Below are 24291 nucleotides of genomic sequence, written 5' to 3'. Positions count from 1 at the left end.
GCGATCCGCAGCCTGATCCAGCACATCGGCCAGGCGGCACAGAAGATTCTCGCCACCTCCCATTCCTCGACCCAGGTTTCCAACGACATGGCCGAAGCCGCCGGACGCCAGCGCGAAGCGGTGGACATGGTGTCCACGGCCTTCCACGAAATGGTGGCCACGGCCAACGAAGTGGCTCGCTCCTGCAGCCAGGCCGCCGAATCGGCAGACAGTGGCCAGCGTCAGGCCCAGGAAGGCCAGCAGCAGATCGACGACGCGGTGCACAGCGTCGACCGCCTGAGCCAGGAGATCGAGCAATCGGCGCAATCGATGCAGCAACTGGAACGCGACAGCAACGACATCCAGTCGATCCTCGGCACCATCCGCTCCATCGCCGAACAGACCAACCTGCTGGCCCTCAACGCCGCCATTGAGGCTGCCCGGGCCGGAGAGCAGGGACGCGGTTTTGCCGTGGTGGCCGACGAAGTCCGCGCCCTGGCCAAGCGCACCGCCGACTCCACCGCCGAGATCGACGGGCTGCTGGGCAACCTGGCCAAGCGCACCAGCGCCGTGACCCAGCAGATGCACGCCAGCCTGGAAGTATCCCAACAGTCGGTGAACCGCATCGGCCTGGCGCGCAACAGCTTCGGACAGATCCGCGAGTCGGTGGACGTGATCCGCGACATGAACACTCAGATCGCCACCGCCGCCGAGGAGCAGCATCAAGTGGCGGAAGACATCAACCGGCACATCAGCCAGATCCATGGCGATGCGCAACGGGTGGCGGAACTGGCCAACGCGGCACGCCTGGACTCCCAGAACTTGGCGGGGCTGTCCAATGAGCTGGACAGCCTGGTGCGGCGCTTCAAGACTTGAGGCCCTTTTCACCGGCAAGCCGGCTCCTACGGATTTGGAGGCACTTCTCTGTAGGAACCGGCTTGCCGGCGAGCGCCACGAACCTCAGCGTTCGATGATCGCCGTCACACCCTGTCCGCCCGCCGCACAGATCGAAATCAGCCCACGCCCCTGCCCCGCCACACTCAGCAACTTCGCCAGGTTGGCGACAATGCGCCCGCCGGTGGCGGCAAACGGGTGCCCCGCCGCCAGGGAGCTGCCTTTGACGTTAAGCCGGGCGCGATCGATGCGGCCCAGAGGCGCGTCGAGGCCCAGGCGGGTCTTGCAGTAATCCGCGTCCTCCCAGGCCTTGAGGGTGCACAACACCTGGGCGGCAAAGGCTTCGTGGATCTCGTAATAATCAAAGTCCTGCAGGCTCAGCCCGTTGCGCGCCAGCAAGCGCGGCACGGCATACACCGGGGCCATCAGCAGACCTTCGGTGCCTTTGACGAAGTCCACCGCGCCAGCCTCGCCATCGCGCAGGTAGGCGAGGATCGGCAGGCCGCGCTCCTGGGCCCATTGTTCACTGCCCAGCAACACCAGGGAGGCGCCATCGGTCAGCGGCGTGGAATTGCCGGCGGTGAGGGTGCCCGCGGCACTGCGATCGAAGGCCGGCTTGAGGCTGGCGAGCTTTTCCAGAGTCAGGTCCGGGCGCAGGTTGTTGTCCCGGGTCAGGCCGAGGAAGGGGGTGAGCAGGTCGTCGTGCCAGCCTTCGGCATAGGCGGCGGCCATCTTCTGGTGGCTTTCCAGGGCCAGTTGGTCCTGTTCGCCACGGGGAATGTTCCAGGTCTTGGCCATCTGTTCGCAGTGTTCGCCCATGGACAGGCCGGTGCGCGGCTCACCGTTGCGCGGCAGTTCCGGCTTGAGGTGATGGGGCCGCAACTGCAGCAGGATCTTCAGCTTGTCGCCGGTAGTCTTGGCCCGATTGGCCTGCAACAGGATCTGCCGCAGCCCCTCGTTGACCCCGATCGGCGCATCCGAGGTGGTGTCGACGCCACCGGCGATGCCGCAGTCGATCTGCCCCAGGGCAATCTTGTTGGCCACCAGCAAGGCCGCTTCCAGGCCGGTGCCACAGGCTTGCTGGATGTCGTAGGCCGGGGTGGTGGGCGATAGCCGCGAACCCAGTACGCACTCCCGGGTCAGGTTGAAGTCCCGCGAGTGCTTGAGCACCGCCCCCGCCGCCACTTCGCCAAGGCGCAGGCCGTGGAGCTGGTAACGCTCGATCAGGCCCTCCAGGGCGGCCGTGAGCATGGCCTGGTTGCTGGCCGTGGCATACGGGCCGTTGGAGCGGGCGAAGGGAATGCGGTTACCGCCGATAATCGCGACGCGACGCAGCTGTGTCATGGAAAGCTCCCTATTCTATGAGTGCGACTTCGGTGAGTACCTCTCCCACTAGCGTAGGAGGCTTCTCGCAGATCGAACGACTCGGGGCCATTCGTGGTCCACACTTTGAACCCCAGCCTGCGGAGTGCGTTCCATGTCCGACCGTTATATCGACTTCGCCAATTCGTCCATCGGCCAGCGCCTGGTCGGGGCCCTTGGCCTGCCGTCACCGGTACGTCTGGAGCGCTGGCAGGCCGGCCGCCTGCGGCCCATCGAAGGCGCTCTGTTGATCGGTGGCGGCGCCATGGCCCAACAGGTGAGCGCCCTGGCACCGCGCCTGACCGATTCGGTCTACAGCTACGGCACCGACCCAACCCTGGCCACGCCCTGGATTCCCGGCCATGGGCCCAAGCTCAAGGCCGTGGTCTTCGATGCCAGCGAACTGCGGCATACCGATCAGCTCAAGCAACTGCGGGAGTTCTTCCAGCCGCTGCTGCGCAGCCTTGAATCCAGCGCCCATCTGCTGATCCTCGGACGTGCCCCGCACCCCCTGGCAGAGCCCTTTGCCGCCAGCGCCCAGCATGCCCTGGAAGGCTTCAGTCGCTCCCTGGCCAAGGAGCTGCGCAACGGCGCCACCCTGCAACTGCTGTACGTGGCCGAGGGCGCCGAAGAGCAGTTGGAAGGCGCCCTGCGATTCTTTCTCTCGCCCAAGAGCGCCTATGTTTCCGGGCAGGTGATCCACTTGCAGCCCTGCGCCAGTCAGGTCCAGGACTGGAGCCGCCCGCTGGCCGGGCGCAAGGCCCTGGTCACCGGCGCGGCCCGGGGCATTGGCGCGGCCATCGCCGAAACCCTGGCCCGGGACGGGGCCCAGGTGCTGTTGCTGGATGTGCCCCAGGCCAAGGCCGACCTGGACGCTCTGGCGGCCCGTCTCGGCGCACGCGCCATCGGCCTGGATATCTGCGCCGAGGACGCCCCGGCCCAGTTGCTCGAACAACTGCCCGAGGGCATCGACATTCTGGTGCACAACGCCGGGATCACCCGGGACAAGACCCTGGCCAACATGACCGCCGAGTTCTGGGACGCCGTGCTGGCGGTGAACCTCAACGCCCCGCAGGTACTGACCCAGGCCCTGCTCGACAGCGGCCGGCTGCACGATCACGGACGCGTGATCCTGTTGGCCTCCATCAGCGGCATTGCCGGCAACCGCGGACAGACCAACTACGCCGCCAGCAAGGCCGGGCTGATCGGCCTGGCCCAGGCCTGGGCACCGCTGCTCAAGGCCCGGGACATCAGCATCAACGCCGTGGCGCCAGGCTTCATCGAGACCCAGATGACCGCCAAGGTGCCCTTCGCCTTGCGCGAAGCCGGACGCCGCATGAGTTCCCTGGGCCAGGGCGGCCTGCCTCAGGACGTCGCCGAGGCCGTGGCCTGGCTCGGCCAGCCGGGCAGTGGCGCGGTCAGCGGGCAAGCCTTGCGGGTGTGTGGCCAAAGTGTCCTGGGAGCCTGAAGATGACAACGCACTGGCATGAACTGAACCTGCCTGCGCTCTTGCCGCCGCTGTTTCTCAAGGCGGCGCTGAGACGGCGGAGCAATGGCATCGAGTTGCCCGAAGATGGCCTGCGCTGCTGGATCAGCCTGGAGCCCAAACAGCTGGCGGCCTATCGTAAGGTCTGCGGTTTTGCCGACAACGGCCTGCTTCCCGCTACCTATCCCCATGTGCTGGCCTTCGCCCTGCAGATGCAGCTGCTCACTGCCCAGAACTTCCCCTTCCCGTTGCTGGGGCTGGTTCATCTGGCCAACCGGATTCGAGTGTTGCGCCCCATGGGCAACGTCAGCAGCGTGCGCATCGGTGTCCGGGTAGACAACCTGCAACCTCACGCCAAGGGGGCGGTGTTCGATCTGCTGACCACCGTGGACGATCTGCTGGGGCCACTCTGGGAAGCCGAAAGCCAGATGCTCTGTCGCACCGTCAAGGTGCCCGGAGAACCTGTCGCGCCGCTCCCACCATTGGGCGAAGGCCTGAACGAGGTGAGCCGCTGGCAGGCCGAAAGCAATATCGGCCGGCGCTACGCCAGGGTCTCTGGTGACTACAACCCTATCCACCTCAGCGCCTGGAGTGCCCGCCTGTTTGGCTTTCCCCAGGCCATAGCCCACGGTCTGTGGAACAAGGCCATGACCCTGGCGGCACTGAGCGAGCACCTGCCGGCCGCGAATATCGAAGTGTCGGTGCATTTCATCAAGCCCGTGCTGCTGCCCGGAACCGTCCGCCTGCTGGCCAGCGCAGCAGGGTCCAGTGGCGAACTCCAGCTACTGGGCAATGGCGATCTGCAACATATGCAGGGTCGCTGGCAGCCCATCGCCTGAGCCCTCATCACCCCCGGCGAATAAGCACTACACCGGCGACGATCAGCAGCAATCCGGCAATCTTGCCGAGGCTCACCGGCGCCTCGCGAAAGCCCACCCAACCAAAGTGGTCCAGGGCCAGGGCCATGCTCAACTGACCCGCCAGCACCAGAGCCATGAACAGCAAGGCGCCGATCCGTGGCCCGGCAAAAGCTGCGGTGGTGATGAAAAAGACCCCCAGCAGGCCGCCACACCAGTGCCACCAGGTCAGGCCCTTGAGGGCACTCAACGAGGGCATCTCACGCTGCATCAACACCAGGATCAACAGGGCTGCAGTACCGACAAAAAAGGAAATCAGTGCTGCGGCCAGCACACCGCCGACCTGCTTGGCCAACTGACCATTGATTCCGGCTTGCAGGGCCAGAAAGGCACCAGCGAAAAACGGCAGGCACAACAGCCACCAGATTGGACTAGGCATCACAGGCTCCAACAGCAATTCGGCCGCGCAGTATAGGCCAGCGCAGATTTGAAAGTCCTCGACAGCCACTAATAAAATCTTAGAAAACTGCCGTTCTCTCGAGCAGAAAACAAAATAAAACCCATTAATTGTATATATATAACTTTCGTTTATAGCTCACGAGCAGCCGCGCCACCCATAGATACAAGACATTGATTAATAACAACTTAAAATACACAAACCTCACAAACAATACTTTCAAACTAGTCACTTTTAAAGCAGTAAAAAACCAAGAATAAAACTCATTAATACCAAGTTCATAATTGTTCAAAAAGTCTCTCGCGCCTTTTATGTAGACAACGGACGACGGTATCTCCAGCAATAGAACTGGAGAGCTATCGAAAACAACGAACGTTGTAATAGGTGCAAGGGATACCTCTCATGAAAACTCAATTCGGATGGAAAGCGTGTACAGCACTGGCGATGATCCTGACCCTCAGCCTGGCGGGCTGCAGCGGCGGCGGTGGTGGTCATAAGAGTGGCTCGAGCAGTTCTCCTGCCAGCTCAGGTGGTGGTGGCACCGATGGCGGAACCGGTGGCACGCCCAGCACCCTGGTGACCGCCGACGTGGCGTCCGGCGTGGGTACTACCGTGAGCGGTGTCGGCGACGGCATCAGCGCCCTGGGCGATTCTCTGGCAACGGTTCCAGTGGTCGGCGGCCTGGCCCGCAGTGCCGTCAACACTACCGGTAATGTGGTGGACAGCGTTGGTGAGGGCTTGACCAACGGCCTTGGCAAACTGGGCAGCGATCCCAAGGCCCTGAGCAAGACCACGGCCACCGTCGGCAACGTGGTCGGCGATGTGGGCACCGGAGTCAAGGATCTTGGCGGGCAACTGGCGACAACCACCCAAAGCGTTCCGGTCGTCGGTGGCGTGGTGACCAGGGTGGCCCCGGTACTCAGCGGTGTCGGCACCCGGGTGACCATGCTGGGCAACACCTTGAGTACCGTCACCAGTAGCGGCCCAGTAGGCACCCTGACCGATGGTGTGGGTGACAAGGTACTGGTACCGGTAGTGAGCATGGCAGAAGGCCTGACCGACAAGGTGGGCAGCACCACCGGCCTGGGCGCCCCCGTCAAGGGACTGATCAAAGGCGTGAGCGATGCTGTGGATGATACCGGCGAGAAGGTCAGCGATACCGGTGATGGCAACCCTGTGACCGATCTGTTGGGCAATGCCCTGAGCAACGCCAGCGGCGCGGTAAACAGCGCAGGAGGCTACGTCGGCAAGTCCGGGAGCGGCACCGGAAGCGGTGGCAGCAACGGTGGCGGTACTGGCCTGGGCGGCACCGGCATGCTGGAAGTCGTAGGCGGTGCAGTGGCCAATCTCGGCAACGGCATCAACACCGGCAACACCAATGGCGCTGTCAGCGCAGGGAGTGCCGCCGCCGGTGCGGTGGGCGGCCTGATCGCCTCGGTGGGCGGAGCCCTGGGCGGCCCAGGTACTCCCAACCTGGTGGTCACCGCGCCCCTGGCCAGTGTCGGCGTAAACCTGGGTTCGGCGTTGAATCCGGTCACCAGCTCCGTCACCGGCCTGACCCAGCAAGTGGGCGCAGCCAGCGGCCTGGGTGGCGCGGTCAGCGGTCTGCTGGGCCAAGCGGGCGGGGCTGTGAGCAATGTGGGTACCACTGTTGCCGGTGGCATAGGCGGCAATCAGGTCGGCGGCGCCCTGGGCGGCACCCTCGGCGCAGTGGGCAGCACCGTGGCCTCGGTCGGCGGTCTGGTCAACGGCGGCACTGCCCCCGGCGGCGGTCTGCTCGGTGGGGCCGGGCTCGGCGTCGGAGCCAGCGCCAACGGCAGCGCTTCTGCAGGAGCAGGTCTCAACGGTGGCCTGGGTGGTGCGCTGGGTGGTTTGACCGGCGCCCTGGGCGGCAGGAAATAATTTGCACCTGGCCGATTCGACGGCCTCACCTACAGCGCCTACGCTTGGTTGAGGGCGAGAGGTTCAGATGAATCTCTCGCCTTTTTGTTTATCCAGAGCATCACCCTCCAGCACCTGATCAGGGCTCAGACCTTGAACGGTGCATGGAATGAGGACTTTTAGCATCGCTGCGGCTTGACCATGGAGTGTCCTATGCGCACGTTGGCCAGTTTGTTGTTGATTGGATGCTGTACCTCCGCTTACGCCGACTCCCTTCCCCGCTTTCTCAACAGTAACGACAGCATTACCAACCTGCCCCAACCCAACCTGCCGGTGGACGCCTACCGCCCGGCTACACCGCAGTTGCAAATGCCTGAGCAACCCGTCGCCCCCCAAGGGCAGCAGCCGCTGATGATGGGCACCAAGGTTACGGTGCGTCAGGTCCAGATCGAGGGTGGCACGGTCTACCCTCTTGAGCAGTTGGCGGCGATCTACCAGCCATTGATCGGCCATGAAACCAGCTTCGCTCAACTGATCGAAGCCACTCGTGAGATCACCCGACGCTACCAGAACGACGGCTACCTGCTGTCCTACGCCTTCATGCCGCAGCAGAACTTCAACCAGGGTGTCCTGCGGGTGGTGCTGGTGGAGGGCTACATCAGGGACTACCAGCTGCAGGGCGACATCGGTCCGGTGTCCGCCTATCTGGACAAGCTGGTGAGCAAGCTAAAGGCCGAACGCCCGCTGACCCGCAAGACCTTCGAGCGCTATACCACTCTGATGAGCCGGGTACCGGGCGTGACCCTGCAAGCGGTGGTGCCCCCACCGGGAACCACCGACGGTGCGACCCAATTGGTCGCCGTGGCCAGCCGCAAGTCCATCAGCACCACCCTCAACAGCACCGACGACAATCGCAACGGTCTGCAGGCCCTGGTGGGTATTACCAGCAGCTCGCAAACGGCCTGGGGCGAACAGCTGAGCCTCAGCGGACTGTTTCCCCCGGGCAAGGACAAGGAACACTACTACCGCCTGGACTACAGCCAGTTGCTGGGTTCCGAGGGCACGCAGTTGAGCCTCTACGGTGCGCGCTACCGCAGTGATCCGCGAAGCAACGTGCAATTGGGCAATGGCCTGGAGCTTGAGCCCCATCGCGCAAACGACCGTTTCTCCATCGGCGTCAGCCACCCCTTCATCGCCTCGCCCAATGAGATGCTCACCGCCGGTACACGCCTGTATGCAGTGAACGACAAGACCCGCTATCGGCTGAACAACGCCCCCCTGACCCTGGAAGAGAAAACCGATATCCGCGCCCTGGCGCTGGAGAGCGACTGGAGCAAATCCGATCCGCGCCAACTGCGAATCCTCAGCGCCGGTCTCTACCAGGGCCTGGACAGCATGGGAGCCAAGACCAACAACGCACTCTACGATCTGGATTTCTTCCGCCTGCGTGTGGCGGGGGTACAGAGCGACCGTTTCTTCGACAATTGGCAGGGGGTGCTTTCCGCAGCCCTGTACTGGAGCGACGACAATCTGCCAGACAGTGAACGGGCCAGTTTTGGCGGACAGAACTTCGCGCGGGGTTATCCCGATGACCAGGCCACCGGTGACAAGGGTTGGGGCGTGGCTTATGAGGTGAACTACAGCTTCCGTCGCGAGGGACCCTGGGTCCGGGTACTGCAACCCTATGTCGTGCTGGACCGCTCCAAGACCTGGTTCAACCAGTTGCCGGTCAAGGGCAGCAACCTGTCATCGGCGGCTGTGGGCCTGCGCTTCGGCGACACCAAGCACTACAACATCGCCCTGGAGGCCGCCAAGCCCATGTCCGATGAAGCCCTGGACACCTACAACCGCCGTCCTCGCTATACCTTGAGTTTCAGCTATCAACTCTGAACAGTTGGGTGATTTTGACCTGCTCCCCAGCAGGTCTTTTTTTGCCGATAAAAAAAGACCGAGCAAGCCTGAAGGTCAGGGACCGACGACATGCAGCCGGGGTTGGGGAAACAGATTATTGAGGGTTTCCAGCAGGCGCACGTAATAGATCGGCTTGCGGAACAGATCCAGGACCTGCAGGCGCAACAGGTCACTGACGTCATCCATGTCGGCGTGCCCCGACATGACGATCACCGGCAAGTGCTGGCGCGAGGTGTGCTCGCGCAGACGCTTGATCAGCGACAGGCCACTCTCTTCCGGCATGCGCAGGTCCGTGATCACCAAAGCAATATCTGGATGCTGGGTGAGGTGTTCCAGAGCACATTTCACCGAGGTGGCGGTAAAGCAGCAGAAACCCTCGCCTTCCAGCAGCTCGGCGAGTTCCATCAGCGCATCTTCTTCGTCGTCCACCAGCAGCAATTGCTGACGTGTGGGTTGAGGGAAGGTCATGGACAGTACCCTGGAGTGAGCGTCACGCCCGTGGTTGAACGCAGCCATCGAACATCAGGCCACCCGTGACGCAACCGCTAGCAGGCCTTCGGTTCTGGAAAACCGAAGGCCTGCACGGAACCGGGGGTAGCTTGAAGGTCTGTCGAAAGCGCTGCCCAGCGGCTGCTCACCTGGGCCACTCCGCTGATCAAGGGTCAGGCCGGGTGACGGCGTCGCCTCCAAGGCTGGTCAGGATGTTGTTGAAGATGGCCAGTACACGATCACCCAGAGGGGTCACGAACGCTACGACCACCACTGCCACCATCGCTACGACAATCGCGTACTCGATCGCGGATGCGCCTTCGGTGCGGTCAAAAAACAGGCGCGCCCTGAGCAACAAATATTGAAGAATCATCCTAGCTCTCCTTTGCGCCAGACGGCGCCACTGGAACAGCACTGGGCAAAATTCCCCGGTGCCACCTGAGCATTGTCAACAAAGCCCGGCCCAGCAACTGTAAGAACTGATTAATCACAAAGTATTAATCGGATGGTGGGCGCCAAAAAACTCGCCCCGTTGAATCAACTCATACTTTTGTTAGCTATTTTTCGACGACTTAATGGCATTTCGTCCTAGCTCTACTACCTTCACATAGCGAAATAGTTGCATGTTCATAGCTGCCTGATTGCGAAATTAACTCGTTTGGAATCACGGGCTGGTGGTGCAGCAGGATAGGGAGAGCCTTCATGAACAGTCGCGTCACCATGGGTCTGGCTGGACTACTGCTGCTCGGAGCGGTGTTTTTCGGTTACTGGGGCCTGGTCCTCAGCCGTCAACCCGAACCGGCACCACCGGCTCAACCGGTGGCCCCCCGTGTCGTCGAACAAGTCACCAGCAATGCCGAAGACCAGACCCGCCAACCCGTGGTGGTACTGGTGCGCGATGTGCCACCTTTCGTTCCACTCACCGCCGCGGATCTGGCGCTGGAAAAACTGCGCACCGCACCTGCCGGCAGCCTCAGTGCCATTGATCAGGCGGTGGGCCGTACGCCCTGGCGACAACTCAGTGCCGGCACCTGGCTCAACGCCCAGAGCTTCGAGACCGGTGGCACCCTGGCACGAATGATCCGCAGCGATGAGCGAGCCCTGGCGGTAGCGGTGGATGAAGTCATCGGCGCCGCCGGGCAACTGAGCCCCGGGGACTATGTCGACGTGCTGTTGTTCCTGCGTCAGGACACGACCAATCCACAGCAATCGGCACAGATCGCCGTGCCCGCCATGCGGGTACTGGCAGTGGGCGAGCAACTGGGACTGACCAATGACGGACAGCCCGCCGCCCCAGCGGTGACCCGCGAGGAGAAGCTCAAGCAGGACCAGCGCCGGATCGCCGCCCGCACGGTGGTTCTGGCCGTACCCGAGCAGCTCTTGAGCCGGTTGATGCTCGCCACCCAGGTCGGCGTGCTGCGACTGGCCGTGCGCAGCAGCGAGGAGCAGCGCCTGGCCCACTACTGGGCCGGCAACGAGGACGCCATTGGCCACCTCGATGCAGCCAACAGCAACCTGTTCCAGTTCACTCAACTGGCCCTCGGCAAAGCTCCCCGTAGCCCGCTCGCCCAAGGTGGCGGACCACGCCCGGCGGTGGAGGTCATCCGGGGCAACCAGGTCTCTCAACAAACCCCCTGATCGAGCAAGGATGCATGACATGCGCAGTCGTTCCATGCCGCTGTTCACCACACTGCTGACGCTGAGTCTGGGCCAATGGCTCTGGAACCCGGCCATGGCCGCGCCAATGTCGGGCTGCTCGAGCCTGGCGCCGTTGCCGGCCGTGCTGGAAGTCGGCGAAGGTTTGCAACAGGAGCTGCAGTCCCCGGTGGTCATCACTCGCTTGGCAGTAGGCGATCCAAAAGTTGCCGATGTCCACGCCAACGGCAACAAGGCCTTTCTGCTCACTGGCATGGCTCCCGGCGCCACCAGCCTGATGGTCTGGACCTCCTGCTCCAGCACTCCACGCCAGAGCATGGTGTTCGTCCGCGGCCGGGCCACTGCCGACATGACCGCCAGCGGCTTGCCAATCAGCGATGATCCGTTGCTGCCCAGCCAGGTACAGACCGATATCCGCTTCGTCGAGGTCAGCCGCACCAAGCTCAAGGAAGCCAGTGCCTCGATCTTCGGCCGCGGAAACAACTTCCTGTTCGGCTCCCCTGGAACCGCTCCCGTCACCACCGGCACCGCCGGCAGCGTCACCCCGACCTTCGGTGGTCGGCGGACCAACATCCCCCTGGACAACGGCACCTTCAATATCGGCTTCGGCAACGGCCGAGTGCTGACCCTGATCAACGCCCTGGAAGGCAGCGGCTTCGCCTACACCCTGGCCCGGCCATCCCTGGTGGCCCTCAGCGGCCAGAGCGCAAGCTTCCTGGCCGGTGGCGAAATCCCTATTCCGGTGCCCAGCACCGCTAGCAACAGCGTGACCATCGAATACAAGGAATTCGGTATCCGCCTGACCCTGACCCCCACCATTGTCGACAGCGGTCGCATTTCGCTGAAAGTGGCCCCGGAGGTCAGCGAGCTGGACTACAGCAACGGCGTGACCATCGCCGGGACCGTGGTACCGGCGCTGACCGTACGACGCACGGACACCAGCATCTCCCTGGCCGATGGCGAGAGCTTCGTCATCAGCGGCCTGATCAGCACCCGCAACAGTTCCCTGGTGAACAAGTTTCCCGGGTTGGGGGACATCCCGGTACTGGGGGCCTTTTTCCGCGACTCGACGATCAATCGCGAAGAGCGCGAGCTGCTGATGGTGGTCACTCCGCATTTGGTCCAGCCCCTGGCCGCCGATGCCAAGCTGCCGGCCTTGCCCGGTGAACGCCTGCGCAGCTACGACCCGAACTTCTATCGCATGTTCTTCCTCGAGAACGGCAACTTCGACAAGCGCAGCGGGCTATCGCAATGAGCCAGAACATGAGCCAGACGTTCCTGGCCATCACCCGCAACAGCACCGATCTTGAGTGGCTGCAAGGCGCCCTGGCGCCCCTGGGCCAGGTGGTAGGGGCCGATGGCAGCCTCGACGAGTTGCTGGCGCTGGTGGACGTGACTTTCGCCAACCTGGTATTCGTCGGCCTCGACCGCGAGCATGTGGTGGCCCAGGCCGCACTGATCGAAGGGGCCCTGGAAGCCAAGCCGATGCTGGCGATCGTCGCCCTCGGCGATGGCATGGACAACCAGTTGGTCCTCAACGCCATGCGTGCCGGCGCCCGGGACTTCGTCGCGTACGGCTCGCGTTCCAGCGAAGTTGCCGGTCTGGTCAGACGTTTGAGCAAACGCCTGCCGGCAGTGACGCCCAACACCCAGATGGGCGGCCTGACCGTGCTCTACGGCGTGCAAGCCGATAGCGACGGCGCACTCCTGTCCGGGCACCTGGCCCTGGTGGTGCAAAAGAGTGGCCAGCAAACCCTGCTGCTGGACCTCGGCCTGCCCCGTGGCGACAGCCTGGCACTATTGGGGCTGGAAAGTTCGTTCCACTTCGGCGATGCCCTGCGCCACCTGCGGCGCCTGGATACCACCCTGATCGACAGCGCCTTCACCAGCACTGAAGCCGGCTTGCGCATCCTCGCCTACGCCAGTCACGACGAGCCCCTGGAACACACCAGCGCAGCCGAGCTGTACATGTTGCTCAGCGCCTTGCGCCAGCACTTCCAGCACATCGTGGTGAACCTCGTTGGCCAGCCCGACAGCGAGGCTCTGCGGACCTTCGTCAGTCATTGCGACAAGCTGATCTGGTGCACCGACCAGAATGTCCTCGACTGCCGGCGCAACCTGGCGGTCCTCAATCACTGGCGCGAAAAGGGCATGAAACTGGAGCACGCCCGCTTGCTGGTGGACCGCTACCTGCGCGCCGTCACTCCGGATTCCGAAACCCTGGGCAAGACTTTCGGCCTGGAAGTGATCGCGGTGCTGGCCTACAGCCCGGAGGTGCGCCTGAACGCCAAGAACCAGGGAGTCACCCTGTTTGAAATGGCCCCCCGGGAGAGCCTGACCCAAAGCATTCGCACCTTGGGCGAACGCCTGGCCAAGCGCTCCGAAGGCTTGCCCAAGCCCAAGGCCGGATGGCTCAACAGAATCATGGGGGGCAGATGAGCGGCGAAAAACTCTTTGGCGCCCCGGCTCGTCCGGCACCGGGCAATAGCGATCACGAAGGCCTGAAGCTGGTGCTGCATCGCTACATCATCGATGCCATCGAAGACTCGGGGAAAAACCTGCTGGAAAGCTCACGGCAGAACCTCTCGCAGTTCGTCACCGACAAAGTGGCGGAGTACATCGCGCGCATGCACCTGGCGATTTCCCGCTATGAAATGGAACGGCTGGCGGAGGAAATCGTCGATGAGCTGACCGGCTTCGGCCCCCTGGAAGTGCTGCTGCGCGATCCGGCGGTGACCGAGATCCTGGTCAACGGCCCGCACCGGGTATTCGTCGAGCGCGACGGCGTGCTGCACCAGAGCGACCTGCGTTTCATCGACGCCCACCACGTTGAGCGGGTCATGCAACGGATCCTTGCCCCCTTGGGGCGACGCCTCGACGAGTCCTCGCCGATGGTCGATGCGCGCCTGCCGGACGGCAGCCGGGTCAACGCCATCATTCCTCCCATCGCCCTGGACGGCCCCTGCCTGTCGATTCGTAAATTTCGCAAGGACATGCTCAAGAGCAGCGACCTGATCGCCATGCAGACCATCGACCTGGCGATCTTCGAGTTCCTCCAGGAGGCCGTGGGCAAACGCTGCAACATCCTCATCAGCGGCGGCACCGGTACCGGCAAGACCACCCTGCTGAACATCCTCAGCCAGTTGATCAATCCCCACGAACGGCTGGTGACCATCGAAGACGTGGCCGAACTGCAACTGGGGCACCCCCATGTGGTGCGTCTGGAAACCCGCCCGCCCAATGCCGAGGGCCATGGCGAGGTCAAGGCCAGCGACCTGATCCGCAACGCCCTGCGGATGCGCCCGGATCGGATCATCCTCGGTGAGATCCGCGGCGTGGAAGTACTGGATGTACTGACCGCGATGAACACCGGCCACGATGGTTCCATGAGTACGGTACACGCCAACAACGCTCAGGATGCCCTGTTGCGCCTGGAGACCCTGGTGGGCCTGACCGGTCGCCAGATCGCCGAACGCACCTTGCGGCAGATGATCTGCGCGGCCCTGGATGTGGTGATCCAGTTGACCCGCCTGCCCGATGGCCGGCGCTGCGTCAGCGAAGTGGTGGAGGTGGTGGGCATTCGCGATGACATCTATGTCACCAACACCCTGTTCCGCCTGGATCGCCGCAGCGGCTTTGGCTTCGGTTTCCTGCGCGAGGCGCTGCACCCGGCGGGTGACAAACTGCGCCGCGAGAGCGGGCTGAGCGTCAATTGAACCGGCGAGGTAGCCCATGATCGGCCTGCTGCTTACCTTGATCTGCCTGATTCTGCTGGGGCTTTCCGGCTGGCTGTTCTACCACGGTGTGCGCAAGACCGAGCGTGAGCGAGTGCTCAACCGGCTGGCCGAAGGGCAACCCGAGCTGAGCCCGCAACGCAGTCCATGGATCGGCCTGGAGCGCGCCTTTGCCCGCGCCGGCCTGGGCCAGCCCAGTGAGCGCCTGGGCCTGTGGCTGGTGGTGTGGGCAGTGCTGATGTTGTTGGGCTACCTGCTGGGGGACTGGCTCGGACTGCTGGGCTGCCTCTTCGGCCCACCGCTGCTGTTGCGGCTGTATATCGCCTGGCTGTACCAGCGCCGGCTCAAACGCATGATCGAACAACTGCCGCCCTTGCTGGATCACAGCGTGCGCAGCCTGAAGTCCGGACGCACCCTGGCAGACGCCGTGCTGGGAGCCATCGAGGCCAGTAACGATCCGCTGAAACAAGCCATGGGGCGTATCCAGCGCAACGTGCAACTGGGGGTCAATCTGCCGGACGCGGTCAACGATTTCGCCGAGTTCTACGAGCAGGACGAGTTACGCATGTTTGCCCTGGGCCTTAAGGTCAATCACCGATATGGCGGCAACGCCAGCGAGCTGCTGGAGAACCTGATCAAGCTGATTCGCGAGCGGGAACAAGGGGCCCGACAACTGAGCGCGATGACCGGCGAAACCCGCATGACCGCCTGGGTCCTGGGAACCCTGCCGCTGCTGCTGGTGGGCTACTTCATGCTCACCAACCCGGGCTACATGCTGGGCATGTGGCACGACCCTTCCGGACAGAAAATGCTGATCACTGCCGTGTGCTTGCAGATCTTCGGCTGCCTGGCCCTGTGGCGCATGTTGAGGAGTATCTGAAATGCTTCTGCTGGCCGCTGCGATGCTGTTTTTAGGTGCCTTGCTGCTGCTTGGCAACGGCGTGCTGGAGCAACGCCGGCGCGAGCGCCAGGTTGCCCAGCGCCTGCAAGGCAACCTGACCCGTGACAACCGCCTGGGCAGTTGGCTGCGACAGTTGGGCGACAGCCGCTTCGGCCAGCGCGCCGTCAGCATGGACAGCGAGACCCAGACCCTGCTCAACCGTCTGGGCTGGCGTCGCGCCAGCCAGCGCTCGCTGTTCGCCGCCAGCCAGATCGCGACCCCGGTGCTGGCGGTGTGCCTGGTGATCTTTGTCCAGGAAGTGGCATTCCCCAACGCACAAAGCAAATGGCTGGTACCGATGCTGGCGGCCGGGGCCGGTTATCTGCTGCCCAAGCGCGCCCTGGCCTACGCCGCTCATCGCCGGCAGAAGCAGATCGCCCTGGAGATTTCGACCTTCATTCCCTTGCTGCGCATTCTGTTCGAGTCGGGCATGGCCGTGGAACAGGCCCTGCGGGTCCTGAGCAACGAAGCCGGGAAGCTGCTGCCGGAACTGACCCACGAGTTGCGCCTGATCCTGGCACGGGTCGATTCGGGCCTGGAGCTGGGCCAGGAGCTCAGCCAGACCGCGACCCTGCTGGCGGTGGACGAATTCACCGACACCTGTGTGATTCTCCAGCAACTGGTACTGCAAGGCGGCGGGGCGATGAAATCCCTGCAGGCCCTCAAGCAGTTGCTCGACGACCGGCGCCTGACTCGCCTGCAGGAATACATATCGAAAATGTCGGCCAAAATGTCGGTGGTGATGATGCTGTTTCTCTTCCCCGCCTTGTTGATCGTGCTGGCCGGGCCGGGCTTCACCGCCATCGCCCGGGCCTTTGCTTCCTAGAGGGAATCTGATGAAAGCCATGATTGTCGCCACCAGTTTGTTGCTGCTCGGCGGATGCGCCAGCAACGGCCAGGTGCCGTGGGCAGCCCTGACCCACTCCGCCAGTTGCGCCAAGCTCAGCTCCGAGCAGGAACTGGCGGTGAACCTCGCCGATGAGATGGCCAACGACGGCAAGCTGCACGCCAGCCTGGCCAACCTGCAGAACCTGCCGGACAACCTCGCCGAAGTGCGGGTGCGCAAGGCCCGGGTCTACCGCCTGCTGGGCCGTAATGAGGCCGAGCCACTGTACCGCAGCCTTCTGGGCTCCTGCCTGGCCGCCGAGGGCGAGCATGGCCTGGGCCAATTGGCGGCGGCCCGGGGGGACAACGGCCAGGCTCAGGCTCACCTGCAAAGGGCGGCGCGACTGGCACCGACCAATGAAAAAATCCGCAACGACCTGGGGGTCGTCTACCTCAACCAGTTGCGCATCGAAGATGCACGCTTCGAATTCCTCACTGCCATCGAGCTCAAGCAGTCCGAGCCTCTGGCGGCCATCAACCTGGTGACCCTGTTGCTTTATCAGGACAACTGGAAGCAGGCCGCCGAAGTGGTCAGCCAGGCCAACCTGAATCCCCAGCAGTTTTCCCAGGCCCAGGCCCGCGCCGAGGCGCTGGGGAAACCCGCGACAACCACGGCCTCCGTGCCCCAGGTGGCGAAGGGTTCCACGACCCTGCAGCCCGAGGCCACGCCGTCCAAGGAGCGCTGAAATGAAACTGCCCATGCTCTGCTGCACCGCCCTGCTGACGATGCCTCTGGCTGCCCAAGCCATCGATGCAGGCCCCGCCTCGCCCCAGCAGCAGGAGACCGAAGGCTGGCTGCTGTTGCAAAGCCGCAACCTGGCCGCCTCGCCACAGCCACAGTCGGCGACCCCCACGGAACGTGAGCTGGCGTTGCAACGCTGGTTGAAAAAATACCACTACGAAATTCCGGACCTGTACGACCCGGATGCCGGTGGCAAGGTGGAAACCAAGTAGCCAGGAGGCAATCAAGCGGCGGCAAGCTCATCACCGCCGCCATGCACTGCTCGTTATCAGTGGGCGGTGACCCGCTGGCGCAGCCCCGAATTGCTCGGTGACAAGGCCAGGGCCAGTTGCGTGCGGTTGTGCATGTGGGTCAGCCGCAGGACCTGGGAAACGTAGAGTTTTACGGTGTTTTCGGTGATCCCCAGTTCACAGGCGATCTGGTAGTTGGTCTGCCCCTTGCCCACCAGTCGCGCCACGTCCAGTTGTCGTGGCGACAGCTGGTTGAAGATGGCCGGAATCTCGATGGCATCCCCGTCTGCGCTGTCGCCCTGAGACTCCTCGCTGCGACTGGCGGCGGGGGTACGCCGGACCTTGTCCAGGTCCTGGTAGAGATCGTCTATGGACTCCGAAAGAAACTGCAGCTTCTGGTTCAGGTGCCCCAGGTGCAGGTTCTTCTGCCGCTCCTGCAAGGCGACTTCCTGACGCTGCAGACCTTCGAGGAGTTCGTCCAGGTCGATGGGTTTCTGGTAGTAATCGGCAATGCCGGCGCGCAGGGCCTTGATCACGTCCTGTTTGTCCGCCTGCCCGGTGAGCATGATGGCTTCGAACACCCGATGCTTGCCGGCCAGGCGCTGCAGTTCCTGCACCAGCTGGATACCGTCCATATCGGGCATGTGCAGATCGCAGAGCACCAGGGAGATTTCCGGGTCCTTGTTGAAGCACTCCATCGCCTGGAGGCTGGACTCGCAAGGAACACAACGGTAACCACTGCTTTCAAGAAACTCGCAAAGTTCTTCGACAATCAGTGGCTGATCATCGACCACGAGCACTTTCATCTGTGAGGTGAGCTTGTTCACGTGCTACTCCGTGCGGGCCATTCGTCGACTGACCACTCCTGTCCTGCCTCGCATGATCCAGGCAGCTACACATAAAAACCTAGACCCACTTTCCGACTATGTACATCGCATTAATCAGTCCGGCGACTAATGGATCACGCTCACAGTTAAGACCATTCCAGCCAGTACAAACGGAGCAAATGGGTATTTTTTTGACAAGCGCCTGCCGGTCCCTCCCTCTTGGGGCTCAAGCCCTTGTTTCTGCTGAAACCAGAGCCTGGGCGCGATCAGCAACCACACCAGGCTGCACAGCCCAGCGCCGATAAAGGCCCCCAGTAAGTGCTCCGGATCGCAGAGCAGCCCCAGGGCCGCCATCAACTTGACGTCCCCCGCCCCCATCCGCCCCATGGCATACCCGGGCAAAGTGAACAGCAGGGCCAGCAACAATGCCCAACCACCCTGTGCGGCACTGGCCCCCAGCCAGGTACTGCCGGTCCACAACAGGTATAGGCCGGCCAGCAGCGCGACGCCCAGAGTCAAGCTGTTGGCGATCTGCCGCTGACGCAGATCCTGCAGCGCACAGATTGCCAACCAGATCCACAAAACCCAGAAATGCATCGCCTAAGAGGGTTCCTTTTGCCGGATTGATCCTATGCTCAATGGACATAGTGGTTGTCAGGGTAGACGCACTCATGAAACCGGGCCTCCCTAGAAAGCAGAAAGGTGCTGTGGCGATCGAGTTCGCCGCCGTGTTCGTGATCTTCTTCGCGGTGTTTTACGGCCTGGTCAGCTACAGCCTGCCGCTGCTGATGATGCAATCCTTCAACCAGGCGACCGCTGAAGCGGTGCGCCGGGCCGTGGCGGTCGACCCCAATACTGACGACTACGCCACCACAGTGCAGGACCTGGCCAACACGGTGGTGCAGAACCAGACCAACTGGATTCCGCCGGCCTTCAACTTCGCCGCCACCGACCACAGCGCGGTGTACGCCAACGGCGTACTCACAGTACGGATCGACTACCCCACCCAGAAACTCACCCAGGTACTGCCGCGCCTGGTATTACCGGTGGTCGGCCCGGTGCCCAACCTGCCCACCAACCTGAGCGCCATCTCGAGTGTGCAATTTTGACCTCTGGTGACAAGCTGCTTGGACGCTTGCTGGGGCGTCAGCCACTCCCCGCCGACGAGTCCCGGGTCCCGCCCCAGGCTGTTGGCCTGCAACTGGTACTCGACCCCCAGGGCCGGGTCCTCACCAGCAGCGGGCCATTGCGTCATGGGCTGGCCCAGTTGCCCCCCAGCGCCGAACCATCGCACCTGCTGGACTACATCCTGCCCGGCAGCACCCTGGCCCTCGAAGGCCGTCCCGCCGACTGGAGCGGACAAGTGCTGGACCTGGACCTGCGCGGGCTGGGTGGCAAGACCTTGCACCTGCGCGGCTGGCTCCAGCCCTGGGGCTCGCAATGGTTGCTGCATCTGCTGGACATCGGCGACCTGATCCAGCAACGCCAACAGGCCCTGAGCCGTGAGCAATGCCAGATCTTCGCCGCGCAGATCAGCGAACAGATCCGCCTGTGCAACCTGACCCGCCTGCCGGACGTGCTGCACGACCAACTCGCCGACCTGGCCCGCTACTGGCACATCCCCTGCCTGGGCCTGGCCTTGCTCGACGAACAGGAACAAAGCTGGGTCATCCACAGTTGCTACAGTGCCCATGACTCGCCCCGGTTGTGGCATGACGACCAGGACCTGGGGACTGGCCTGGATAGCCTGAGCGGCAATACACCGCTGCATCTGAATCAAATCCAGGGCCTGAATGAACACCCGCGATTGCAGGGCATCTTCGGTCATCGCGAAGGTTTTCTGGTGCCCTACCGGGACGACCATGGCGTCGCGGCCTGGCTGCTGTGCGGCTGTTACGCCGTACAGCAACACGCGCCCAACCTGCTGGACCGCGACTGGCTGATGCTCACTGCGGCCCTGGCCGGACCACTGCTCAGCCGCCGGCGGGAACAGCGTCATCACCTGCACCTGGAGCGCCTGGAAGCCCTGCAAGGGCTGCTGGGCACCGGTTGGTGGGAACTGCGCGCCGACACGGCCGAAGTGTTGCTGGCCAAGCCTCTGGCCGCCAGCCTGCAACTGCCCGCCGACAGCAACAGACTCAGCGTCCAGGAGTGGCTGGAACTGATTCATCCCGCCGACCGCGCCGAACTCAACAGCCGCCTGCAGGCCCTGAAGCTGGGCAAGCCGCTGCTGCTGTGCGTACGCCTGCACGAAGCTGACCCGAGCGCAGCAACGCGCTGGTACCGTTTGCAGGGCCAGGCCCTGGGACGAGGCGAACAGCAACGGCTGGTGGGGTTCATGCTGGATATCAGCGATATCAAGAACCAACAGCAACAAGCCGCTGCCGCCCATGCCCGCCTGGACAACCTGATCGCCAGCTCGCCGGCGGTGATCTATGTCCAGCGCTACCTGGAAGGCGCTCTGCAACCGAGTTTTTTCAGCGCCAGCCTGCAACCGCTGCTGGGCTGGAGCCTGGAAGACTGCAACGAAGGCGCCGTGGCGGACTGGGTCCATCCCGAGGACCGCGACCTGTACTTCCAGCGCTGTCGCCAACTGCTGCGTGAGGGCAATGTCCATGCCCGCTACCGACTCCGGGATCGCCAGGGGAACTTTCACTGGGTACTGGACGAAGCCCGGCTGCTGCGCGATGACCTGGGCCTGCCGGTGGAAGCTGTTGGCCTGTGGCTGGACGTCACCGAAGCCACCCTGGCCGCCGAGCACGTGCGCCAGAGCGAAGAGCGCTACCGGATTCTGGTGGAAGACTCACCGGCGATGATCTGCCGCTACCGCCCGGACCTGACCCTGACCTTCGGCAACCGGCCGCTGGCGGCCTACCTGGAGTGCGCCGCCGAAGATCTGCCGGGGAGCAATCTCGGACAGTGGCTGTCCGCCGAGCAGCGCGAGGGTTTTGAACGGCGGCTCACGTTGCTGAGCCCGGAGTTTCCGGTCAGCACCGCCGAGATCAACCTGCAACTGCCAGGGCGTGAACACGCCTGGTGGGTCTGGTCGGATCGTGGGGTATTCGATGAACAGGGGCAGTTGCTGGAAATCCAGGCCGTGGGCCGCGACAACACCGAAGTGCGGCGTTCCCAACAGCAACTGACGCAAAGCGCGAAAATGGCCACCCTGGGGGAAATGGCCACCGGCCTGGCCCATGAAATCAACCAGCCGCTCAACGTGATGCGCATGGCCATCGTCAATGTGCTCAAGCGCCTGAACAGTGGCGATATCCAGGTCGACTACCTGACCGAAAAACTCCATCGCATCGACGCTCAGGTCCAGCGGGCCGCTCGAGTGGTGGATCACATGCGGGTATTCGGCCGGCGCTCGGAGGTGGAGCAACAGCCCTTCAATCCGGCCCAGGCCATCGAGGGGACCCTGTCGCTGCTGGCCGAGGGCATGCGTGGCAAGGGGCTGGAACTGCGTATCAGCGAGCTGGGTTTCGAGGTTCAGGTGCTGGGCTTTGTCGACCAGTTGGAACAGGTGCTGATCAACCTTTTGGTGAATGCCCGGGACGCCCTGCTGGGCAAGCAAGGGCAGCAGAAGGATTTCAAACCCTGGATTGCCGTACATGGCCAGCGCGACGAACAGTGGGTGCGCCTGTGGGTCGAGGACAACGCCGGCGGCATCGACCCGCGGCTGCTGGAACGGATTTTCGAACCCTTCTTCACCACCAAGCCGGTGGGCGTCGGCACCGGGCTCGGTCTGTCGGTGAGCTACGGCATAGTCCAGAACATGGGCGGTCGCCTGAGTGTCAGCAACGGTCAGGACGGCGCGCGCTTTTGCATCGAACTGCCAATTGTCCAGGCGGATCAGATCACCAGATAGGCCCTGCCCGTCTGCCCGCAGGTGAGGTTGGCACCGACCTGGACGTCCATCAGGCTGACCCCCAATGCCGCCAGCAGGTTGTTCAACAGCGGATCGAGCAAGGGGCTCAGCAGATTGCTGATCAACGGCATGATCAGGCTGGTGACACCATTGATCAGCCCTCCCGCGCCCGCCACCACCGAACCCAGGAGGTTGGCGCTGACCGGCTGGTAAACCTGCAGGCTGATCCCGGAGATAGTGCCCGACAGGCTGTTGACGAGGTTGTTGGTCGGGGCAGCGTTCTGGTAGCTCGGCGCCTGGTTGACGTTCGGGGGGACGGAAAAATCCGGCGCACCGCTTGAGTAAGTCAGGTCCCGCCCCAGGTTCGGCCCGGTCTGGCTGCGCCCCAGCGAAGCGTCGACCTTGATGCCGATGCCCCCGGCGGCGAAGGCTGTGCGTGCTGGCCCGCAACTGCCGATCCCGAGAATCTTGCGACAGGTCCAGATGCCCAGGTCGATGATCGGCAGCGGCGTCACCACAGGTTGCGTCGAGGAAGAGAACGTCGTGTTGGGATCAATCTGCCCGACCTTGATGTCGGCCAGGGACGATTCGCTGTGCGCCGTGAGGCTTTTGCTTCCGGTGTTGCCCGTCGGACAGCTGAAGTTGGTGACGTAGGCCTTGGCGCCCCCCAACTCCAGGTTGATGTCGATTCGCGGAGAAGGCAGCACTTGCGGGTCGACTTGCTGGCAGCCGGCGCCCAGCAGGCAGCCCACGGAGTTGATGGTGGCCGCCAGGTTCAGGCTCAGGACACTGTTGAGGGTCGGTGTCAGCGAACCCACCAGCCCCAGCACGGCATTGGCCAGGCCGGTCACCCCGGACAGGCCCGTGAGGTTGACCGAAACCAGCGTCCGTACCTGGGCTGTGCTCACATAGATGCGATTGGCTCCCAACGGATCGAGGATGGCCAGCCGAGGGTCACCGACCGCCGAGAACTGCGGTGGCTCGATGACCTTGACCCTGACCGTCACACTGGCCAGGCCCAGCAGGTTGGCCGGTATTACCGCCGCCACCGCGCTCTTGCTGTTGGCCAGTTGAACCATCGCTTGCAGCAGTTGGAACAGCTGCACGTTGGCATCCAGCGCGGTGGACACGGCACCGGTCTGCAGTTTCAGGATGTCCGCCAGTTCCAGCTCCGGTATCTGAGCACTCACCGCCGCCTGCAGGCTCCCCAGGGCCGCCAGTATGTCGGCGGTCGCGCCATTGGCCTGGACCACGGTGGCGGCAGTCTGGATCAGTTGAGTCAGGCTCGCCTGGGTGTTGAGCAACTGGGTGTAGTTGCCGGCGGCGACGCCCAGGTCGATGGCCAGTTGGTCGAGGTAGCTCAGCAAATTGATATCGCTGTTGAGCAGGCCATTCCAGCCCACGGCACTGATGTTCACGCTGCCGCCGAGCATGTTGCCCACCAGGGCATTGAGCAACGCTGAGTTGGCGCTGTTGACGGTGGCGATGGTGCTGCGAATGCTCAGTTGCGCCAGCGGTGGCGTGGGTGCAGCCGCAACGGCTGTGGCCGTGAGCTGCGTGGTGAGGTTGATCGGACCTGGCGAGAACAGCGCAGCAACACCCGAGGCCACACTGATGGGGACGGTGTTAGTGGCGATTACCTGCACAGCCGCCGACTGCGCCGGGTTGGCATTGAAGGTACGCAAACCGTCGGCTCCGGTGCTCAGGAAGCCGCAGTTGGTGGTCAGGGTATTGCCGGCGGCGACGACGAAGCCATTGCGCACTGCACTCTGCCCAACATAGGTGGCGGCCGTCAGGCCGGCCAGGCAATTGCCGCCACGGCTGACGGCTTCCAGCGCAGCGTTGTCCGCTACCCGCTGCAACTTGCGCTGCTCCATGTAGAGCCGGCCGCTGTCCACCACCAGCAGCATCAGCAAGAGCGCCAGGCCCAGGGTCGTTGCCGCCATCAGGCCAATGGCGCCACGTTGACGGGCCGGGCCGGTAAACCGCTTCAGAGGAGACATCGGGGCACTCCTTTACCGGCTCGCAGCCGAGCGCACTCTCCATCGATGCACAGCAGTGTAGTCAAAGGCCCGGGCCTGCGCTGGCAGGCT

The 24291-nt window shown here is 63.4% G+C and carries 22 protein-coding genes; 15 read left to right on the top strand and 7 right to left on the bottom strand.

The genetic code is table 11. The annotated features are described in order from the left end of the window. The first annotated feature begins 87 nt into the window (after positions 1–87). Positions 88–855 (top strand): methyl-accepting chemotaxis protein, encoded by a 768-nt coding sequence (locus tag Q8O96_RS31340; RefSeq protein ID WP_371826197.1) that lies wholly within the window; start codon positions 88–90, stop codon positions 853–855. Positions 856–939: 84 nt separating this feature from the next. On the opposite strand, the gene Q8O96_RS21395 is transcribed toward Q8O96_RS31340, so the two are convergent. Beyond that, positions 940–2217, bottom strand: a complete 1278-nt coding sequence (locus Q8O96_RS21395) for an acetyl-CoA C-acetyltransferase (protein WP_305949349.1) — start codon at positions 2215–2217, stop codon at positions 940–942. 133 nt (positions 2218–2350) lie between these two features. On the opposite strand from Q8O96_RS21395, the gene Q8O96_RS21390 reads away from it, so the two are divergent. Further along, entirely contained in the window at positions 2351–3703 is a 1353-nt protein-coding gene (locus Q8O96_RS21390) for a 3-oxoacyl-ACP reductase (RefSeq protein ID WP_305949348.1), read from the top strand. A gap of 2 nt (positions 3704–3705) precedes the next feature. Next, on the top strand, positions 3706–4560 hold the full coding sequence (locus tag Q8O96_RS21385; RefSeq protein WP_102863023.1) for a MaoC family dehydratase: 855 nt from the start codon (positions 3706–3708) through the stop codon (positions 4558–4560). A gap of 7 nt (positions 4561–4567) precedes the next feature. Here Q8O96_RS21385 and Q8O96_RS21380 read toward each other — a convergent pair whose 3' ends face one another. Continuing rightward, positions 4568–5017 (bottom strand): DMT family transporter, encoded by a 450-nt coding sequence (locus Q8O96_RS21380; protein WP_102863022.1) that lies wholly within the window; start codon positions 5015–5017, stop codon positions 4568–4570. 420 nt (positions 5018–5437) lie between these two features. Between Q8O96_RS21380 and Q8O96_RS21375 the strand changes: the two genes are divergently transcribed. After that, positions 5438–6937 (top strand): collagen-like triple helix repeat-containing protein, encoded by a 1500-nt coding sequence (locus Q8O96_RS21375; RefSeq protein ID WP_305949347.1) that lies wholly within the window; start codon positions 5438–5440, stop codon positions 6935–6937. A 192-nt stretch (positions 6938–7129) separates the two neighbouring features. Further along, a complete protein-coding gene (locus Q8O96_RS21370) occupies positions 7130–8806 on the top strand; it encodes a ShlB/FhaC/HecB family hemolysin secretion/activation protein (protein ID WP_102863020.1) in 1677 nt (558 codons plus the stop codon). A 75-nt stretch (positions 8807–8881) separates the two neighbouring features. Here the strand turns inward: Q8O96_RS21370 and Q8O96_RS21365 are convergent, their stop codons facing one another. Both Q8O96_RS21365 and Q8O96_RS21360 read right to left on the bottom strand, forming a co-directional pair. Next, on the bottom strand, positions 8882–9295 hold the full coding sequence (locus tag Q8O96_RS21365; RefSeq protein ID WP_102863019.1) for a response regulator: 414 nt from the start codon (positions 9293–9295) through the stop codon (positions 8882–8884). A gap of 187 nt (positions 9296–9482) precedes the next feature. Beyond that, positions 9483–9689 carry a Flp family type IVb pilin gene (locus Q8O96_RS21360; protein WP_102863018.1) on the bottom strand — a complete coding sequence of 69 codons (207 nt, stop codon included), beginning with the start codon at positions 9687–9689 and terminating at the stop codon, positions 9483–9485. A gap of 329 nt (positions 9690–10018) precedes the next feature. Between Q8O96_RS21360 and cpaB the strand changes: the two genes are divergently transcribed. Genes cpaB through Q8O96_RS21320 form a run of 8 tightly spaced genes read left to right on the top strand, consistent with a single transcriptional unit; the run spans position 10019 to position 17485 of the window. After that, positions 10019–10954: a Flp pilus assembly protein CpaB gene (gene cpaB, locus Q8O96_RS21355; protein WP_305949346.1), complete on the top strand. Its 936-nt coding sequence runs from the start codon at positions 10019–10021 to the stop codon at positions 10952–10954. Positions 10955–10973: 19 nt separating this feature from the next. Continuing rightward, positions 10974–12227: a type II and III secretion system protein family protein gene (locus Q8O96_RS21350; RefSeq protein ID WP_102863016.1), complete on the top strand. Its 1254-nt coding sequence runs from the start codon at positions 10974–10976 to the stop codon at positions 12225–12227. Then, a complete protein-coding gene (locus Q8O96_RS21345; RefSeq protein WP_102863015.1) occupies positions 12224–13411 on the top strand; it encodes a pilus assembly protein in 1188 nt (395 codons plus the stop codon). Before Q8O96_RS21350 ends, Q8O96_RS21345 begins: the two co-directional genes overlap by 4 nt. Next, entirely contained in the window at positions 13408–14688 is a 1281-nt protein-coding gene (locus Q8O96_RS21340) for a CpaF family protein (protein ID WP_102863014.1), read from the top strand. The genes Q8O96_RS21345 and Q8O96_RS21340 overlap by 4 nt, the downstream gene beginning before the upstream one ends. Before the next feature lie 16 nt (positions 14689–14704). Further along, positions 14705–15586: a type II secretion system F family protein gene (locus Q8O96_RS21335; RefSeq protein ID WP_102863013.1), complete on the top strand. Its 882-nt coding sequence runs from the start codon at positions 14705–14707 to the stop codon at positions 15584–15586. A 1-nt stretch (position 15587) separates the two neighbouring features. Further along, on the top strand, positions 15588–16472 hold the full coding sequence (locus Q8O96_RS21330) for a type II secretion system F family protein (protein ID WP_305949345.1): 885 nt from the start codon (positions 15588–15590) through the stop codon (positions 16470–16472). Positions 16473–16482: 10 nt separating this feature from the next. Continuing rightward, positions 16483–17217, top strand: coding sequence for a tetratricopeptide repeat protein (locus tag Q8O96_RS21325; protein ID WP_102863011.1), 735 nt, complete (start codon positions 16483–16485; stop codon positions 17215–17217). Between the two features lies 1 nt (position 17218). Beyond that, positions 17219–17485 (top strand): DUF3613 domain-containing protein, encoded by a 267-nt coding sequence (locus tag Q8O96_RS21320; RefSeq protein WP_102881936.1) that lies wholly within the window; start codon positions 17219–17221, stop codon positions 17483–17485. A gap of 56 nt (positions 17486–17541) precedes the next feature. On the opposite strand, the gene Q8O96_RS21315 is transcribed toward Q8O96_RS21320, so the two are convergent. Further along, positions 17542–18330 (bottom strand): response regulator transcription factor, encoded by a 789-nt coding sequence (locus tag Q8O96_RS21315; protein WP_102863009.1) that lies wholly within the window; start codon positions 18328–18330, stop codon positions 17542–17544. 126 nt (positions 18331–18456) lie between these two features. Next, complete coding sequence (locus tag Q8O96_RS21310; RefSeq protein ID WP_102863008.1) at positions 18457–18927, bottom strand: prepilin peptidase; 471 nt, start codon at positions 18925–18927, stop codon at positions 18457–18459. A 74-nt stretch (positions 18928–19001) separates the two neighbouring features. On the opposite strand from Q8O96_RS21310, the gene Q8O96_RS21305 reads away from it, so the two are divergent. Together Q8O96_RS21305 and Q8O96_RS21300 are read left to right on the top strand one after the other, a co-directional pair. Next, the gene (locus Q8O96_RS21305; RefSeq protein ID WP_115581522.1) at positions 19002–19439 is read left to right on the top strand and encodes a TadE/TadG family type IV pilus assembly protein; all 438 of its coding nucleotides are present in this window, start codon (positions 19002–19004) and stop codon (positions 19437–19439) included. Then, entirely contained in the window at positions 19436–22198 is a 2763-nt protein-coding gene (locus Q8O96_RS21300; RefSeq protein WP_305949344.1) for an ATP-binding protein, read from the top strand. The genes Q8O96_RS21305 and Q8O96_RS21300 overlap by 4 nt, the downstream gene beginning before the upstream one ends. Here the strand turns inward: Q8O96_RS21300 and Q8O96_RS21295 are convergent. Beyond that, positions 22183–24201, bottom strand: a complete 2019-nt coding sequence (locus Q8O96_RS21295; protein WP_305949343.1) for a pilus assembly protein TadG-related protein — start codon at positions 24199–24201, stop codon at positions 22183–22185. The two genes, Q8O96_RS21300 and Q8O96_RS21295, sit on opposite strands and share 16 nt — an antisense overlap. Positions 24202–24291: the final 90 nt, after the last annotated feature.

It is taken from the genome of Pseudomonas sp. LPH60, assembly GCF_030718165.1.
Taxonomy (GTDB): domain Bacteria; phylum Pseudomonadota; class Gammaproteobacteria; order Pseudomonadales; family Pseudomonadaceae; genus Aquipseudomonas; species Aquipseudomonas danubii.
This window is presented reverse-complemented; position numbering and strand designations above follow the sequence as displayed.

Bases quoted from the DNA above. Each gene is read 5' to 3' on its own strand.
- Q8O96_RS31340 (WP_371826197.1), top strand. From the start codon at position 88: ATGGCCGAAGCCGCCGGACGCCAGCGCGAAGCGGTGGACATGGTGTCC.
- Q8O96_RS21395 (WP_305949349.1), bottom strand. From the start codon at position 2,217: ATGACACAGCTGCGTCGCGTCGCGATTATCGGCGGTAACCGCATTCCC.
- Q8O96_RS21390 (WP_305949348.1), top strand. From the start codon at position 2,351: ATGTCCGACCGTTATATCGACTTCGCCAATTCGTCCATCGGCCAGCGC.
- Q8O96_RS21385 (WP_102863023.1), top strand. From the start codon at position 3,706: ATGACAACGCACTGGCATGAACTGAACCTGCCTGCGCTCTTGCCGCCG.
- Q8O96_RS21380 (WP_102863022.1), bottom strand. From the start codon at position 5,017: ATGCCTAGTCCAATCTGGTGGCTGTTGTGCCTGCCGTTTTTCGCTGGT.
- Q8O96_RS21375 (WP_305949347.1), top strand. From the start codon at position 5,438: ATGAAAACTCAATTCGGATGGAAAGCGTGTACAGCACTGGCGATGATC.
- Q8O96_RS21370 (WP_102863020.1), top strand. From the start codon at position 7,130: ATGCGCACGTTGGCCAGTTTGTTGTTGATTGGATGCTGTACCTCCGCT.
- Q8O96_RS21365 (WP_102863019.1), bottom strand. From the start codon at position 9,295: ATGACCTTCCCTCAACCCACACGTCAGCAATTGCTGCTGGTGGACGAC.
- Q8O96_RS21360 (WP_102863018.1), bottom strand. From the start codon at position 9,689: ATGATTCTTCAATATTTGTTGCTCAGGGCGCGCCTGTTTTTTGACCGC.
- cpaB (WP_305949346.1), top strand. From the start codon at position 10,019: ATGAACAGTCGCGTCACCATGGGTCTGGCTGGACTACTGCTGCTCGGA.
- Q8O96_RS21350 (WP_102863016.1), top strand. From the start codon at position 10,974: ATGCGCAGTCGTTCCATGCCGCTGTTCACCACACTGCTGACGCTGAGT.
- Q8O96_RS21345 (WP_102863015.1), top strand. From the start codon at position 12,224: ATGAGCCAGAACATGAGCCAGACGTTCCTGGCCATCACCCGCAACAGC.
- Q8O96_RS21340 (WP_102863014.1), top strand. From the start codon at position 13,408: ATGAGCGGCGAAAAACTCTTTGGCGCCCCGGCTCGTCCGGCACCGGGC.
- Q8O96_RS21335 (WP_102863013.1), top strand. From the start codon at position 14,705: ATGATCGGCCTGCTGCTTACCTTGATCTGCCTGATTCTGCTGGGGCTT.
- Q8O96_RS21330 (WP_305949345.1), top strand. From the start codon at position 15,588: ATGCTTCTGCTGGCCGCTGCGATGCTGTTTTTAGGTGCCTTGCTGCTG.
- Q8O96_RS21325 (WP_102863011.1), top strand. From the start codon at position 16,483: ATGAAAGCCATGATTGTCGCCACCAGTTTGTTGCTGCTCGGCGGATGC.
- Q8O96_RS21320 (WP_102881936.1), top strand. From the start codon at position 17,219: ATGAAACTGCCCATGCTCTGCTGCACCGCCCTGCTGACGATGCCTCTG.
- Q8O96_RS21310 (WP_102863008.1), bottom strand. From the start codon at position 18,927: ATGCATTTCTGGGTTTTGTGGATCTGGTTGGCAATCTGTGCGCTGCAG.
- Q8O96_RS21305 (WP_115581522.1), top strand. From the start codon at position 19,002: ATGAAACCGGGCCTCCCTAGAAAGCAGAAAGGTGCTGTGGCGATCGAG.
- Q8O96_RS21295 (WP_305949343.1), bottom strand. From the start codon at position 24,201: ATGTCTCCTCTGAAGCGGTTTACCGGCCCGGCCCGTCAACGTGGCGCC.